This window comes from Micromonospora sp. NRRL B-16802 (assembly GCF_001279555.1).
GTDB classification, from domain to species: Bacteria; Actinomycetota; Actinomycetes; order Mycobacteriales; family Micromonosporaceae; genus Micromonospora; species Micromonospora profundi.
In genome coordinates, this window is sequence record NZ_LGEB01000059.1 from 51,171 (window position 1) to 67,197 (window position 16,027).

General features: G+C 72.0%; 12 protein-coding genes. 7 read left to right on the forward strand and 5 right to left on the reverse strand.

Annotation, left to right across the window (positions count from 1 at the left end; translation table 11 throughout):
* The 4 genes from ctaD to ADK66_RS15285 form a co-directional block, all read right to left on the reverse strand.
* On the reverse strand, window positions 1-1,992 hold the full coding sequence (gene ctaD / locus ADK66_RS15270; protein WP_053655752.1) for a cytochrome c oxidase subunit I: 1,992 nt from the start codon (window positions 1,990-1,992) through the stop codon (window positions 1-3).
* Window positions 1,993-2,117: 125 nt separating this feature from the next.
* Window positions 2,118-2,846, reverse strand: coding sequence for an ATP-binding protein (locus ADK66_RS15275; protein WP_053655753.1), 729 nt, complete (start codon window positions 2,844-2,846; stop codon window positions 2,118-2,120).
* Between the two features lie 131 nt (window positions 2,847-2,977).
* Window positions 2,978-4,135, reverse strand: a complete 1,158-nt coding sequence (locus ADK66_RS15280) for a glycosyltransferase (RefSeq protein WP_053655754.1) — start codon at window positions 4,133-4,135, stop codon at window positions 2,978-2,980.
* A 106-nt stretch (window positions 4,136-4,241) separates the two neighbouring features.
* The gene (locus tag ADK66_RS15285; RefSeq protein WP_231640044.1) at window positions 4,242-5,225 is read right to left on the reverse strand and encodes a glucosyl-3-phosphoglycerate synthase; all 984 of its coding nucleotides are present in this window, start codon (window positions 5,223-5,225) and stop codon (window positions 4,242-4,244) included.
* Window positions 5,226-5,447: 222 nt separating this feature from the next.
* Between ADK66_RS15285 and ADK66_RS15290 the strand changes: the two genes are divergently transcribed.
* The 7 genes from ADK66_RS15290 to ADK66_RS15320 all read left to right on the forward strand — a co-directional run bounded on the left by ADK66_RS15290 (window position 5,448) and on the right by ADK66_RS15320 (window position 14,834).
* Window positions 5,448-6,458 carry a Gfo/Idh/MocA family protein gene (locus ADK66_RS15290; protein ID WP_053655757.1) on the forward strand — a complete coding sequence of 337 codons (1,011 nt, stop codon included), beginning with the start codon at window positions 5,448-5,450 and terminating at the stop codon, window positions 6,456-6,458.
* The gene (locus ADK66_RS15295) at window positions 6,451-7,539 is read left to right on the forward strand and encodes a zinc-binding alcohol dehydrogenase (RefSeq protein ID WP_053655758.1); all 1,089 of its coding nucleotides are present in this window, start codon (window positions 6,451-6,453) and stop codon (window positions 7,537-7,539) included. Before ADK66_RS15290 ends, ADK66_RS15295 begins: the two co-directional genes overlap by 8 nt.
* A gap of 52 nt (window positions 7,540-7,591) precedes the next feature.
* Window positions 7,592-9,361 carry an ABC transporter ATP-binding protein gene (locus ADK66_RS15300; protein WP_053655759.1) on the forward strand — a complete coding sequence of 590 codons (1,770 nt, stop codon included), beginning with the start codon at window positions 7,592-7,594 and terminating at the stop codon, window positions 9,359-9,361.
* 87 nt (window positions 9,362-9,448) lie between these two features.
* Window positions 9,449-11,740, forward strand: coding sequence for an accessory Sec system translocase SecA2 (gene secA2 / locus ADK66_RS15305; RefSeq protein WP_053655761.1), 2,292 nt, complete (start codon window positions 9,449-9,451; stop codon window positions 11,738-11,740).
* A gap of 408 nt (window positions 11,741-12,148) precedes the next feature.
* Window positions 12,149-12,889, forward strand: coding sequence for a GAF and ANTAR domain-containing protein (locus ADK66_RS15310; RefSeq protein ID WP_053655762.1), 741 nt, complete (start codon window positions 12,149-12,151; stop codon window positions 12,887-12,889).
* 263 nt (window positions 12,890-13,152) lie between these two features.
* Window positions 13,153-13,644: a DUF2231 domain-containing protein gene (locus ADK66_RS15315; protein ID WP_053655763.1), complete on the forward strand. Its 492-nt coding sequence runs from the start codon at window positions 13,153-13,155 to the stop codon at window positions 13,642-13,644.
* A 431-nt stretch (window positions 13,645-14,075) separates the two neighbouring features.
* Complete coding sequence (locus ADK66_RS15320; RefSeq protein WP_053655764.1) at window positions 14,076-14,834, forward strand: class I SAM-dependent methyltransferase; 759 nt, start codon at window positions 14,076-14,078, stop codon at window positions 14,832-14,834.
* A gap of 217 nt (window positions 14,835-15,051) precedes the next feature.
* Here ADK66_RS15320 and ADK66_RS15325 read toward each other — a convergent pair whose 3' ends face one another.
* Entirely contained in the window at window positions 15,052-16,002 is a 951-nt protein-coding gene (locus ADK66_RS15325; protein ID WP_053655766.1) for a DUF3500 domain-containing protein, read from the reverse strand.
* Window positions 16,003-16,027 lie beyond the last annotated feature (25 nt).

Genomic DNA, 16,027 nt, shown 5'->3' on the forward strand with positions numbered 1-16,027 from the left:
TCAGCGTTCCCCGGTCTCGCCGTCGCTGTGCGGGTGCCGCCACCGCTCGTGCGGCTTCGGCGCCGCGTCGGGATCCTCCGGCGCGTCGCTGTTCTCGAAGCTCGGGCGGCGGACGTCCTCGGGCTCCGGGACGTCCACCGGCCGGGCGCCCGACTCCCGCGCCGGCTGGTACGCGGCTGCCTCGGCGGCACCGTGCGCGCCTTCGGAGGCGGGCGACTCCGGCGCGTGGTGTTCGAGGTGCATCTCGTCGGCCAGGTGCTGCGGCGGTTTGGTGGTGCGCTGGGGCAGGTCGCGGCCCAGGTCGGAGACGAACGGGCCGTACTTCAGGTCGAACGCCGGCCGCTCGGAGCGGATCCGGGGCATCCGGTCGAAGTTGCGCAGCGGCGGCGGGCAGGTGGTGGCCCATTCCAGGGAGTTGCCGAACCCCCACGGGTCGTCAACCGTCACCATCGCCCCGTAGCGCCAGGACTTCCACGCGTTGTAGATGAAGAACAGCGTGGACAGGCCGAGGACGAAGGCGAAGATGCTGGAGATCGTGTTGAGCGTGGTGAAGCCGTCGGTGGGCAGGTAGTCGGCGTACCGGCGGGGCATCCCCTCGTTGCCCAGCCAGTGTTGCACCAGGAAGGTGCCGTGGAAGCCGATGAACATCGTCCAGAAGTGCGCCTTGCCGAGTCGCTCGTCGAGCAGCCGGCCGGTCATCTTCGGCCACCAGAAGTAGTAGCCGCCGAACAGGGCGAACACCACGGTGCCGAAGAGCACGTAGTGGAAGTGCGCCACGACGAAGTAGCTGTCGTGGGTGTGCCAGTCGGCAGGCGGGCTGGCCAGCAGCACCCCGGTGAGCCCGCCGAGCAGGAACGTGACAAGGAAGCCGACTGCGAACAGCATCGGTGTCTCGAAGGTGAGCTGGCCCTTCCACATGGTGCCGATCCAGTTGAAGAACTTCACGCCGGTGGGCACCGCGATCAGATAACTGAGGATGCTGAAGAACGGCAGCAGCACCTGGCCGGTGGCGAACATGTGGTGCGCCCACACCGTCATGGACAGCACGGTGATCGCGGCGGTCGCCAGCACCAGCCCGGTGTAGCCGAAGATCGGCTTGCGCGAGAACACCGGGATGATCTCGGTGATGATGCCGAAGAACGGCAACGCGATGATGTACACCTCGGGATGGCCGAAGAACCAGAACAGGTGTTGCCAGAGCATCGGGCCGCCGGTGGCCGCGTCGTAGACGTGCGCGTTGAGCAGCCGGTCGGCCGATAGCCCCAGCAGCGCGGCGGCCAGCAGGGGGAAGACCAGGATCACCAGCAGGCTGGTGAACAGCATGTTCCAGGTGAAGATCGGCATCCGGAACATCGTCATCCCGGGCGCGCGCAGGGTCAGGATCGTGGTGATCAGGTTGACCGCGCCGAGGATGGTGCCCAGGCCGGAGACGACAAGGCCGAGGACCCACATGTTCGCGCCCACGCCGGGGCTGTTCGAGGCGTCGCTGAGCGGGGTGTACGCCGTCCAGCCGAAGTCCGCCGAACCCTGCGGCGTGAGGAACCCGCCGATGACCATGAGGCCGCCGAACAGGTACAACCAGTACGCCAGCGCGTTGAGTCGGGGGAACGACACGTCGGGCGCGCCGATCTGGATCGGCACGATGTAGTTGGCGAACCCGAAGGCCGCCGGGGTGGCGAACAGCAGCAGCATCACCGCGCCGTGCGAGGTGAAGAGCTGGTTGTACTGCTCGGCCGAGAGGATCTGCATCCCCGGGCGGGCCAGCTCGGCCCGGATCAACATCGCCTCCAGCCCGGCCACCAGGAAGAACGCAAACGAGGTCAGCAGGTACAGGATGCCGATCTGCTTGTGGTCGGTGGTGCCGAGAAACCTGATCAGAGAGTTGCCGGGGACCGGTGCCCGTACCGCTCCGGGGAAGCCCCCGAAGCGGGCCGGTGCAAGGATCGCCGGGCCCCGATCTCGACCGGGTTCCGTGGTTACCCGCTTGGGCATGGCATTCTCACCCCGTCGTGACGGCAGAAAGGACGGGCGTACCTACCCGACCCTCCCACCATAAAACCAGGCGAGAGCGGTAATTTCGGTCAGATCGCCGGTACCGGTGGAAGCACCCCGAACCGTCAGGTCGCGGGCAGCATCGCCCAGACGGCCTTGCCCTGGCCCGCCGGCACGCTGCCCCACCGCTGCGCCAGCTCCCGGACCAGCATCAGCCCACGACCACCCTCGGCCCGCAGGTTGGCCTCGGCGGGCCGGGCCGGCGCGCCGCTGCCGTCCACCACTGCCAGATGCAGGTACTGCCGGCGCAGGGTCACCGTCACCTGCATGGGCGTGCCCGCGTGCCGCACGACGTTGCCGACAAGCTCGCTGAGCACCAGGGCGGCCGGACCGGCGGCGTTCGGCAGGTTCCACCGGGTGCACGCGTCGCCCACCAGCTCCCGGGCCCGCCGGCAGGCCTCGGCCACCGGCTCGAACCGGGCCCGGACCCGGAACGGCGTGGCCGCGCCCGCGATCCGGGTGGCCTCCGCGCAGTCCGCTGACACCGGCACGACACGGCACGTCGTCGACTCCGCCAGCCAGCGGGCGGCGACCGGCGGCGGAGCGCAGAGCACCACAGGCACGGCAGGCCACTCCTCGGCCCGCCGGGCCGTCGCCGCGAAGACCGACAGCGCCAACCGATCCCGTACGGCGACGTCGGTGAGGTCGACCACCAGCGCCTCCGGCTGGGTGGCCAGCGCATCGCCCAGCGCCTGGTGAACGGTGCGCATCGTGCCCAGATCCAGCGGACCGCTGAGCCGAACCACCGCCACCGGCGCCGCGTCACGCACCTCGCAGACGATCCGGTCGGACATGGAACCTCGCTTCGGCTGGTGTGTCGGGATCTGCGAACTACCCGACGTCGAGCCGCACCAAACCGGCCCGCCACGCGCCGCTGCCGCCGACGGCGGACACGCCCTCGGCGGCAGCGACTGGTGCGGGCAGGTCAGACGGGTTGCAGGCGCGGCGCGCTGGCCAGCTCCCGGACCCGCTCGTACAGCTCGACGTAGCGCTGGGCCATCACCGCAGGCGTGAACCGCTGCGCGGCAACCCGGCGGCACTCGTCGGCGTCGAGAAGGTCGGCGGCCAGGACGAGATCGGCCAACTCCTCCTCGTCGGCGGTGAGCAGCCCGGTGCGGCCGTGCTCGATCAGTTCCGGCAGGCAGCCCCGCGCGGTCGCCACCACGGGTGTGCCCAGGGCGAGCGACTCGACCACCGCCGTACCGCCCGGCTCCTCCCAGCGCAGCGGAAACAGCGACGCACGGGCGCTGGCGAGCAGGTCGTCGCGTTCCTGACCGGCCACCGTGCCGACCCAGCGGACCAGATCACCGTCGACGTGCGGGGCCACCTCGTCGAGGAAGAACCGCACGTCCGGGTTCTGTCGGGCCTCGTCGCCGGCCGCCGCCAGATCGGCCGGGCGATGGTACGGGCCGACCGGCCCCGCCAGCACCAGCGGGAAACCGACCCGCTGCGCGAGCCGGGCGCCCACGTCCTGCCCCTTGCCCGGATTGATCCGGCCCAGGATGAGCAGGTGCTCGCCCTTGTCGGGTCGCTGCCGGCGGTCGGCGTCCACGGCCAGCGGGGTGGACAGGTGCACGTGACCCACCGAGTGCTCGCGCAGCGCCAGTGGGGCGCGGGCCAGCTGGGAGGCGGAGACGCCGTTGACCCGGACCCGGTCGCCGCCGTCCAGGCTTCCGTACAGGTCGGGGTGCTTGGCGAGATCCCAGTGCAGTGTGTGCAGGGTCGGCGGCCCGGACGGCCCCATCGCCGCGAGGGTGGCCAGCCCCACCGCCTCCACGTGGTCGTGCACCAGGTCGATGTCGTCGCGTGCGTGCAGCTCCCGGACCACCCCGGCAAGGTGCGCCTGGGCGATCCCGCAAACCTGGTTGTACGGCCGTTGCAACGACGCGAACTGCCCGTCGGCGAAGACCGACACCTTCTCGTCCACCGGCAGGGTGCTGCTCTGCACCGAGGCGAGGACCACGCGTACGCCGAGTCGGCGCAGCTCGGGCACCAGGGTGGCGATCACGTTCTCGATGCCGCCGTAGCCCGGTGGGGGCACCGACAGCCACGGGCCGGCGTTCATCAGCACGGTGAGGCTCATCGGATTCCGCCCTTCGGTAAGGCGGCGCTCCCACGCCGCGCGGTCGTGCTCACGGTGCCGTTGGTTCGCGCCTGCGGGGCTCGCAAGATCGGCTCACTTTTCGCGCTCACGCGGCGGCCACCCGTCGACGCGGCACCCGGTGACGCAGCTCCGCCAGCGGCGGGCGCTCCTCGATGGACACGTCGCTGACCACGATCTCGCGGTCCAGGTTCGGCAGGGTGTCCGATCCGCCCCGACGGAACTGCGTCAACAGGGCCTCCGGCACCGTGTCGGGCGCCGCCCAGCCGCGCCGCTGCAACCGCGACCAGGCGGTCAGCATGATCTGGGCGGACATTCGGCCGAGGGCTGCCGTGTCCTGGTGGCGGTGCTTGCGTTCGCCCAGGTCGACCTGCGCCAACGCGTCCAGGCCGACAAGGTCCAGCAGGTCGATCAGCATGGCCGTCTCCACCCCGTACCCGGAGACGAACGGCACCCGGGCCAGCACGTCGCGGCGGCCGGCGTACTCACCGGCGAGCGGCTGCACGAAGCCGGCCAGCTCGGGCCAGAAGAGGTTGAGCAGCGGGCGGGCCATCAACTCGGTCACCCGGCCCCCGCCGTCGGGCTCCACGCTTGCCGTGCCCACCAGGGGCCGGTGGTAGAAGCCCTTCACGAAATCGACCGACGGGTCGGTGAGCAACGGGCCGAGCAGCCCGCTCACGAAGTGCGGTCGGAACTCCCGTAGGTCGGCGTCGATGAACGCCACCACGTCCCCTTCGGCGGCGGCGAGCCCGGCCCAGAGGGCGTCGCCCTTGCCGGTGAGCCGGGGCAGCCCGCGGGTCATCACGTCCTGGCTGACCACCTCCGCGCCGGCGGCCCGGGCCACCTGAGCGGTGCGGTCGGTCGACCGCGAATCCACAACGATCAGTTCGTCGACCAGGGCGACCCGGTCCATCAGGTGCTCGCGGATGGTGGACACGATCGCTCCGACCGTGGCCTCCTCGTTGCGCGCCGGCAGCACCACGCTGACCCGGCTCTCCCCCTTGGCGCGCAGCAGCCGGCGCGCCGGCCAGTCCGCTGCCGAGGTCGTCCGGTACGTGGCCCACGCCTCCACCACCGGTGACACGGTCGTATCCCGCACGGGCACCCCCTTTGTTCGTGCGTGGAATAGCGACAGTGCTTCTTCCCACTCGCCACCACGCGCTAACCGTTTCCGGAGCAACAGCTTGATCACGGTGGTGACATTGTCGCGTTCCCGGTGCATGAACGTTTGATTGCGCACACCCCAGGGGACTGCTCCCATCGAAGGAGAAACGTTCTCGAAAGAGGTTGTTGAATGCGGAAATGCCGGGTGGGTCTGATCGGCGCTGGCGGAGTGGCACAGCGCCATGCCCGCGTGCTGTCCGGGTTCGACGATGTCGAACTCATCGGGGTGACCGACGTGCTGCCGGATGCGGCGTCGGCGCTGGCCGCGCAGCACGGCGGGCGGGTCCACCGCGACGTCGCCGAGCTGCTGGCCGCCGCGCCGGACGCGGTGTACGTCTGCGTGCCGCCGTTCGCGCACGGCCCCGCCGAGGAGGCGGTGATCGACGCCGGCGTGCCGATGTTCGTGGAGAAGCCCGTCGCCGTCGACCTGGTCACCGCCGAGCGCATCGCCGACCTCGTCGCCCGACGTGGGCTGCGTACCGCCGTCGGGCACCACTGGCGTTACCTGGGCGTGGTCGACAAGGCCCGCGAGCTGCTCGCCGAGCGTCCCGTTCGGATGGTCAGCGGCGCCTGGCTGGACAAGGTTCCGCCGGTTGCCTGGTGGTCGGTGCGGGACCGCTCCGGCGGCCCGGTCGTCGAGCAGGCCGCGCACGTGCTGGACCTCATCCGGGTGCTGGCCGGCGAGGTCACCGAGGTCACGGCGTACGGCAACGGCACGCCCCCGCCCGTCGACGGCGCCGACATCGACTCGGTGACCACCGCCGCGCTGCGCTTCGCCGACGGCGCGGTCGGCACCCTCAGCGCGGCCTGCGTGCTGGGCTGGAAGCACCGGGCCGGGCTGGAGATCCTCGCCGACGGGCTGGCCCTGTCGCTCACCGAGGACGGCCTGTCGATCCGTGACGCCGACGGCGAACGGCACCTGCCCGCCGATCCGGAAGCCGCCCGGGTGGCCGTGGACCGCGCCTTCGTCGACGCGGTACGCGGAATCGGCGACGACGTCCGCGTCCCGTACGCCGAGGCCCTTGGCACCCAGCGTCTGGCCCTCGCGGTGGCCGACTCGGCGCGGACCGGAGCGACGGTACGGCTCACCGCGCCCGCCGATTCGCCGCTGCTCACCACGGGGGTGACGGTCGATGCGTGAGCGGGTCGTCACGGTCAGCGCGCCGGGCCGGGTGGAGATCGTCGAGCAGGAGGCGGCGGAGCTGCGCCCGGGCACGTTCCGCGTCGAGACCCTGTTCAGTGGAGTCTCCGCCGGTACCGAGCTGAGCTATGTCAAGGGCACCAACCCGTACCTGCACGTCACCTGGAACGCCGACCTCGGCCTGTTCCAGCCGGGCGAGGCGAGCACCCCGTACCCGGTGACCCGCCTGGGCTACATGCAGGTCGGCCGCGTGGTGGAGAGCGCCACCCCGGCGGTCGCCGTGGGCACTGTCGGCGCCATGACGTACGGGCACCGCACCGGCTGGCTCGCCGACCCGGTCGCCGAACGGTTCGTGGCGCTGCCCGACGACCTCGACCCGTTGCTCGGCGTGTACGTCGCCCACATGGGCCCGATCTGCGCCAATGGCCTGCTGCACGCCGCCGCCGACCTGCACGGCTCCGACGTGCGGTCACTCGGCGACGGCGTACGCGGCCGGCGGGTCGCCGTGATCGGCGCCGGCGTGGTGGGGCTGCTCACCGCCCTGCTGGCCCGGCGGCACGGCGCCGCTTCCGTGGTGGTCCTCGACCCCACCGAGCAGCGCCGACAGGTCGCCGAGGCACTCGGACTGGAAACCCTCGACCCGGAGGCCGACGACCCGGCGGTGGTCCTCAAGACCCGGTGGGCACACACCGCCGGTGACCGGGGCGCCGACGTGGTGTTCCAGTGCCGGGGCCAGGCGTGGGCGTTGCAGCTCGCGCTGCGGCTGCTGCGCCCCCAGGGCACCGTGATCGACCTGGCCTTCTACCAGGGCGGCGCGGACGCAGTCCGTCTCGGCGAGGAGTTCCACCACAACGGGCTGGCGCTGCGCTGCGCCCAGATCGGCAGGGTGCCGCGCGGCCTCGCGCCCACCTGGGACCGGGAGCGGCTGTCGGCCGAGACCATCGACCTGCTGCGGGCGTACGGGGACGCCATCGGTAAGCACCTGGTCTCGGCGGTGGTGCCGTTCGACGACGCGGCCACCCTGCTCACCGACCTGGCCGAACGCCGCCGCCAGGAGTTGCAGGTGGTGCTGGCCGTGTGACCCGTCGCCGCGGCGCGCTGTTCGGGTGCGTCGGCGGGCTACCGTTTCCGGAATGAGCACCCCGAAGGACGGCAGCACCTCGAAGGACCGTCCCGTCGGTCTGACCGCCCTGCTGCCGTACCTGCGGGAACACCGCGGCACCCTCGTCGTGGTGGGCCTGTTGTCGCTGGCCGGCGCCGGGGCGTCGCTGACCCAGCCGCTGCTCACCCGGTCGGTGCTCGACCGGGTCACCGACGGCCAGGGCGTGTCAGGGCTGGTAGCGGTGCTTGTCGTGCTGGTGCTGCTCGGCGCGGCCATCGGCGGGCTGCGCAACTACCTGCTGCAACGCACCGCCGAAGGGTTGGTGCTGACCACCCGCCGGCGGCTGGCCGCGCATCTGCTGCGACTGCCCATCACCGAGTACGACAGCCGGCGCACCGGTGACCTGCTCTCCCGGGTGGGCTCGGACACCACACTGCTGCGGGCGGTGGTCACCTCCGGGCTCTTCGAGACGGTCACCGGTGCGGTGATGGTGGTCGGCGCCGGCACCGCGATGGTGCTTCTCGACCCGCTGCTGTTCGGCGTCACGCTGCTCGGGGTCGGGCTGGGGCTGGGCTTCGCGGCCACCTTCGCCCGCCGGGTGCGGGCGCTGGCCCGCGCCGCCCAGGAGCGGGTCGGCGAGATGACCTCGGCGGTCGAGCGGGCCATCTCGGCGGCCCGCACCATCCGTGCCAGCCGGGCCGAGGCCCGGGAGACGGAGACCGTCGCCGGCAGCGCCCGGGAGGCGTACTCGGCGGGGCTGCGCGTGGCCCGGGTGCAGGCGGTGGTCGGCCCGATCGGCGCGATCACCGTGCAGGGGGCCTTCCTGCTGGTGCTCGGCATCGGCGGGGCGCGGGTGGCCGCCGGCGCGATCACCGTGGGCGACCTGGTCGCCTTCGTCATGTACCTGTTCTTCCTGGCCCTGCCGCTCGCCCAGGTGTTGAACGCGTACACCCAGTTGCAGAGCGGCCTGGGTGCGCTGCAACGGATCGAGGAGATCCTCGCCGTGCCCGCCGAGGGCGCGGCGGACCGGCCGACGTCCGGAGGCGCCACGGCGACCCCGCGCCAGCCCGCCCCGATGATCGAGTTCGACCGGGTGGGGTTCGGTTACCCGGGGGGCCAGGAGGTCCTGCACGACGTCAGCTTCGCGGTGCCCGCCGGCACCCGTACCGCGCTTGTCGGCCCCTCCGGCGCCGGCAAGTCGACGCTGCTCGCCCTCGTCGAACGCTTCTACGAGGTGAGCGCCGGCGCGGTCCGCATCGACGGCACCGACGTGCGGGAACTGGCCCGCGACGTGCTGCGGGCGCGGCTCGGCTATGTCGAGCAGGAGGCGCCGGTGCTCGCCGGCACGCTCCGGGAGAACCTGCTGATCACCACCCCGGACGCCACCGACGAGCGGCTGCACCAGGTCCTCGACGAGGTCAACCTGAGCCACCTGGCGAACCGCACCCCGCAGGGCCTGGACGTGCAGGTGGGGGAGGGCGGGGTACTGCTCTCCGGAGGCGAACGGCAGCGGCTGGCCATCGGCCGAGCGCTGCTTGCGAGCCCCCCGGTGCTGCTGCTGGACGAGCCGACGAGCAACCTCGACGCGCGCAACGAGGCAGCCCTGCGCCGCGCCATCGACGCGGTGGCCGTCCGTCGGACCCTGCTGATCGTGGCGCACCGGCTCGCCACGGTGGTCGACGCCGACCAGATCGTCGTCCTCGACGGCGGCCGTGTGAGCGCCGTGGGCACCCACGCCGAACTGACCGCCACCGACCCTCTGTACAGGGAGTTGGCCACCCACCAACTGCTGGTCGGCTGATCCGCGGGCGTTCCGTACCGACATGCCGGCAGATGACCGACCGGCCGGGCCGCAGAAGGCGGCTCGAATCGCGTACCGTTGCCGCTCATGGGTGTGTCGCAACGGTTCAAGAGCAAGTTCCGGCGGTTCCTGCAGCGCCCCGGTCACACCGTGGATCTTGCTCCGCTGGAGAAGCTGCTGCCGGCGATCGCGGCGCGCGAGGATGACCTCGTCGCGCTCGACGACGCCGAGCTGACCGAGGCCGCCGGCGTCGCCGCCGGGTACGAGGAGATCTGCGCCGTCGGCCGCGAGGCCGCCCGCCGGGGCCTCGACCAGCGGCCGTACGACGTGCAGCTGCTCGGCGCGATGTCGCTGCTGTCCGGCAAGGTCGCCGAAATGGCCACCGGTGAGGGCAAGACCCTGACCGCCACGATCGCCGCGTACGGGCACGTCCGGCTCGGCAACGGGCCGGTGCACGTGCTCACCGTCAACGACTACCTGGCCCGCCGCGACGCCCAGTGGATGCAACCCGTCTACACACTGCTCGGCCTCACCGTGGGCTGGGTCAACGAGGCGTCCACCCCGCAGGAGCGGCGCGACGCCTACTCGTGCGACGTCACGTACGTCTCGGTCAGCGAGGCGGGCTTCGACTACCTGCGCGACCAGTTGGTCACCGACGTGGCCGACCGGGTGCAGCCGGCACTGACCACCGCGATCGTGGACGAGGCCGACTCGATCCTCATCGACGAGGCGCGGGTGCCGATGGTCCTCGCCGGCGCCGTACCCGGCGAGCAGGACCCGGTGCACGCCGCCGCCGCGCTGGTCCGCGGCCTGCGCAAGGACCGGCACTACACGGTCGCGGAGGACGGGCGCAACGTCGCCTTCACCACCACCGGCCTGGCCGCCGTCGAGGCCAAGCTCGGCATCGACCTGTACGACGAGGAGCACGTCGCGCAGCTCTCCGCGGTCAACGTGGCGCTGCACGCGCACGCCCTGCTGTACCGCGACGTGGACTACATCGTCCGGGACGGCTCGGTCGAGCTGATCGACGAGATGCGCGGCCGGGTGGCCCAGCGCCGCCGCTGGCCGGACGGGTTGCAGGCGGCCGTCGAGGCCAAGGAGGGCCTGGACGCAACCGCCGAAGGTGAGGTGCTCGGCACCATCGCCGTGCAGGCGTACATCGCGCTCTACCCCAAGGTGTGCGGCATGACCGCCACGGCGGTGCTTGTCGGCGACCAGCTGCGGGAGTTCTTCGGCCTTGAGGTCGCGGTCATCCCGCCGAACACCCCGTGTGTCCGCGAGGACGAGCCGGACCGCATCTACGCCACCCGCGCCGAGAAGGACGAGGCGCTGATCGACGAGATCCAGCGCTGGCACGCCAAGGGCCGGCCGGTGCTTGTCGGCACGCTGGACGTCAAGGAGTCCGAAGGGTTGGCCGCCGGGCTCAACGCCGCCGGTGTGCCCTGCGTGGTGCTCAACGCCAAGAACGACGACGAGGAAGCGGCGATCATCGCCGAGGCCGGCGCGTACGGCGCGGTGACCGTCTCCACCCAGATGGCCGGTCGGGGCGTCGACATCCGGCTCGGCGGCAGCGACCAGGCCGACCAGGAGCGGGTGGCCGAGCTCGGTGGGCTCTACGTGATCGGCAGCGGCCGGCACGACAGCCGCCGGGTCGACGACCAGCTGCGCGGCCGCGCCGGCCGTCAGGGCGACCCCGGTGGCTCGGTCTTCTTCGTCAGCCTGGAGGACGACCTGGTCGTGCGGCACGCCGCCGACTCGGTGCCGGCCTCGCCCCGGATGAACGCGGACGGGCTCGTCACCGACGAGCAGGTGGACTACGCCGTCGAGCACGCCCAGCGGGTCGCCGAAGGTGTCAACCACGAGATCCACCGCAACACCTGGCGCTACAGCGTGGTGATCGAGCAGCAGCGCAAGGCCCTCGCCGAGCGCCGGGAGCGCCTGCTCACCAGCGACGTGGCCGCGCTGATGCTGCTGGACAAGATGCCCGAGAAGGCCAGCGAGATGGACGAGGACCTGCTCGCCCGCGCCGCCCGGTCCATCGCGCTCTACCACCTGGACCGGCTGTGGGCCGAGCACCTGGCCGAGCTGTCCGAGGTCCGCGAAGGTGTGCACCTGCGCGCGCTGGGCCGGCTCGACCCGCTCGACGAGTTCCACCGGGCGGCCGTACCGGCGTTCAACAACCTCGTGCCGGAGATCGAAGCCCGTACCCTCGCCACATTCGAGGAGACCGAATTCGACGAGGACTGGGAGCCCGAGGAGAGCACCCTGGTCCGGCCGACCGCCACCTGGACGTACCTGGTGCACGACAACCCGTTCGGCTCCGAGCTGGACCGGCTCATTGCCTCGGTGGGACGGCGGCTCAGCGGCGCCCCCCGCTGACTCGGCCTGCCTTCCCCGCCCATCGCCCGTAGGGGGCCCCGGTCGCGCTTTCGTGTGCCGGTCGGGGTTCCGCTGCGGGTCGTCGCGGCGCGTCTGCCTGGCGTCCGAGGCTGTGGCCGTACGTCATCGGGTTTCGGTCGTGCGCCCGCAGGGCGGTCGGCGTTGTGGCCGTGACGGCCGCCGGGTTACTGTCGTGCCCTTTGTTTGGGATTCGGGGTTGCGGCTCGTGCGTTGCGCGTTCAGGTCTTCGCGGCACGTCCGGCGTGCCGGGCAGGCCCCGGGTTCGCCGTTTCGATCCCGGTTTGCGAGGGTAGTAGGGCGGGTCGGTCAAGTCGGAAGAGAGCAGACGATGGCACACGTGACGACGTCGGCGGGACGCACGCGAGGGCGCACGAGGGCAGTGCGCCGGTGAACCTGGACACGCGGGAACCGGTGGTCGAACGGCTCGGCGTGTTGGAGACGGCCGCGCTGCTGCGGGAACTGACCGCCGGCCTCATCGCGCTGACCGATTTCGATGAGGCCCTGCTGGCGCTGGTCCGGGTCACGCGGGATGCGGTGGCGGGGGTCCGCTGGTGTGGGTTCACCGCGCTGCGGGCCGGCGAGCCGGCCGGTGTGGCCGCCTCCGACGAGCGGATGGCCGGCCTCGACGACCTGCGACACGGGCCCGACTCGCCGGCCATGAGCGCTATCCAGCGCCGCGAGATGATCCTCGCCGCCGACCTGGCCGCCGAGGCGCGCTGGCCGGCCTGGACCGCACGTGCCCGTGACCTCGGCGTACGCGGCGTCATCTCCGCACCTGTCGACATCGACGACCAGGTGATCGGGGCCATCAACCTGTACGCCGGCGCCCCGGACGTGCTCACCCCGCAGCACCAGTTGACAGCGATGCTGCTCGCCGAACACGCTGGCCTGCTGCTTGCCGCCGTACGCGACCGGGGTCGGCAGCAGGTGCTCGCCGACGAGCGGGACGCCAAGCTTCTGCTTAACGGGGTGGTGGGACAGGCCGTGGGTGTGATCATGACGCAGCGCGGCTGCCCGCCGGCCGAGGCCCTCGGTGTGTTGCGTGCCGCCGCCTCGTCGCTGGACATCCCGCTGCGCCAGGTGGCGGAACGTCTCGTCCGCACGGTTTCCCGTCCCCGCGAGAGCTGACCGCCAAGCGTCCGCCGCGTAGGCGGGCGCTCGCTGAGCGCCTGCCGCGCCCGCCGCACGCGCCCATGATCGACTCGGGTTCCATGAAATCGGGGTGTCCTTGCGATGTGGACACCCCGATTTCCAGGAAATCGAGTCGATCAATGTGTGGGGTGGGCGTGCCCGTTGTCCCGGTCGGTGGTGAGCGGGGCGGAATCGTTTCACAATCGGATGACCCGGGTAGCACTCTGAATTCCTGAGCTGCACAAACCTGGGGAGGACCGATGCAGAGCCGGCTGCGGGTGCAGGGGCATCCGATCCAACCGATGCTTGTGACGTTCCCGATGGGGCTCTTTGTCAGCGCCGCCGTCTTCGATTTCACCGACGTCATCGGAGGGCCTGCGTTCCTCGGTGAGGTCGGCTACTGGACCGGCGTCGCCGCGCTTGTCGCCGCCGCGCTCACCGTGGTGGCCGGCATGATCGACCTGTGGGACGTGCCGGGCGACCGTACCCGTCGTACCGCTATCGCCTTCAACCTGGCCAACACGGCGATGGCCGGCATGTTCCTGGTCGCCTGCCTGGTCCGGGCACAGTCTCCGCAGCGCGGCGCGTCGGTCGCGATCCTGATCGCCGAACTGGTCGCCCTGGCCATCGGCGGGGTCGGTGTGCACCTGGGCGCGCGGCTCATGCGCCAGTTCGACGCGGGCCGGACCGAGGCCGGCAGCTTCGACGCGCTCGCCGGTTCCACCGTGGAGATCGTCCCCCCTCGCTCCTGACCGCCCCACCACAACCAGGCCCGACCCGACGGGCCGCCTCCGGCACGACAGCGCCGTCGCCTGCTTGGTCCGGCCCTGTTCGGCTCGCCCGGTCCGGCCGGCCCTGTTCGGCTCGCCCGGTCCGGCCGGCCCTGTTCGGCTCGCCCGGTCCGGCCGGCCCTGTTCGGCTCGCCCGGCCGGGCTGGCTCCGGTCAGCTCGGGTAGGGCCGGCTGGATCGGTCCGGTGACCCGCCTCGGCTTAGTTCGGTGCGCCCCCAGTCTGGTGAGGCTCGGCCCGGTCCTGCCTGGTCCTGCCCGTCTGGGCCCGGCTCTGTCAGGCTCGGTTCGGACCAGCGGGTGCGGTGCGGCTGGATGGTGTGAGGTTGGTGGGGCGGGTCAGCCGGAGGCAAATGGCTTGCCGGTCGGGACGCCATCCGGCGAGGCTGACCGCCATGAACGACGCCCGCGAGGTCGAGGATCTGATCGCCGAAGCCGCCGCCGCGCCGGTCGACGGCTGGGGTTTCGACTGGCTGGCCGGCCGGGCCACCGAGGAGCGGCCGCCCTGGCGGTACGCGCGGCTGGTCGCCGACCACATGACCCGAGCTGACGCCGCGCTGGACGTGGACACCGGCGGAGGTGAGGTGCTCGCCGAGGTGCCACGTCCCCCGAAGGTGCTGGTGGCCACCGAGGCGTGGCCGCCGAACGTCAGGGTGGCCCGCCGGACACTGCGGCGGGTCGGCGCGACGGTGGTGGCCGTCGCCCCGGAGTCGGCGCTGCCGTTTCGTGACGGTTCCTTCGACCTGGTGGTGAGCCGGCATCCGGTACGCACCGACTGGGTGGAGACGGCGCGGGTGCTGCGCCCGGGTGGGACGTACCTGTCGCAGCAGATCGGGCCGGGCACCATGCGGGAGCTGAGCGAGGCGATCCTCGGCCCGTTGCCAGCGCCGGCATCGCGGCACCCCGAGCAGGCGGCGGCCGACGCTGAGGCCGCCGGGTTGCGGGTGATCGACCTGCGGCGGGCCAGGCTGCGTGCGGTCTTCTTCGACATCGGCGCGGTGGTCTGGTTTCTCCGCAAGGTGATCTGGACGGTGCCCGGCTTCACGGTGCAGGCCCACCGTCCCGCGCTGCTGGCCCTGCATCGCCGCATCACCACCGACGGCTCCTTCGTGGCCCACGCTGAACGTTTCCTCATCGAAGCGACCCGCCCCTGACCCCCACACCGTCGATCATGGAGTTGTGGTGCCTGACAAAAGCGGCGCACCAGGACACGCCGCCCACCACAACTCCATGATCGACGGGGGCGGGGCGGGGTGGGGGGAGGCAGGATGGGGGCGAGGGCGAGGCGGGGCACAGCGAGGCGGGACGGCGCAGCGCGGGTCGACCGGGGCGGGGTGCGGCGGCCCTGGCCTGCTCGGCTTGGCGGACGGGCTAGTGGGGGTGGGACTTGTGGTGGGTTGCCAGGACGTCGGTGCCGAAGTCACTCGCGGGCCGGCGGAGCACAGTGTGCGCGTGGTTGCCGTCGTCGCTCGTGTTGTCGTACTCGATGAGTAGGTCGTCGCCCTGCACCCGGTAGTAATGGCGCTGGCCCGGTCGGGTCGGGCCGGCCCAGGCGAAGTGCAGTTGGCCGGCGTCGAGGCGGGCCGCTTCCGTGGCGGCCAGTTCGGGCGGCAGCCGGTCAAGGTAGAGCGCGACGACCTGGTGCAGCAGCGCGCGTCCGGTGGGGCCGAGCCGGTCGGCAGGTACGCCGAGTGGTTCCAGTGGGCCGTCGACGCGGGGGCGGGTGGCGCTGATGATGTCCGCCGGAGCCTCGTCGGCGATGATCGCGGCGGCCCGTTCGGTCGGTCCGAGCGCGTCGAGGAGGGCGCGGGCGAGGTCTTCCTCGACTCCGAGCGGTCGGGAGACGGGGCGCCCGGCGTAGCGGACGGCGGCCGGGTTCGCGCCGAAGAAGATCGGGGCGGGGGAGACCTGGTCGTCCACAACGGTCATTGTCACCGACAGGTGGTGGCCTTCCAGCCGCCACGCCCACCGGTCGTCGCGTGCCGGATCACCGAAGACTGCCACCCAGTAGTCGCCGCTGTGTCGCCCGCGTCGCCATCCCTCGGCCCGGTCGAGGACCTCCTCCAGCGCGATGATCGCCATCGCCTGGGCGTACGCCGAGGGGCTGAGCGCGGTGGCCAGGAGCCGGTGCGCGGCCTTGCGCCCGGCGGTGTCCAGGTCGGCGAGGCTGACGCCGGGGCGGGGGCGCGGCCGGTACTCCAGCCAGCGGCGGGCGTCCTCGTCGTCGAACGCGTAGCCGGCCGCGGCGCGGGTCGGGGGGTCGAGCGCGGCCAGCAACGAGGTGCCGGCGGCGCGCATCTGTTCGGGCAGGGGACCTTCCATCGCCCCTGTATACCGGTCGATCGGT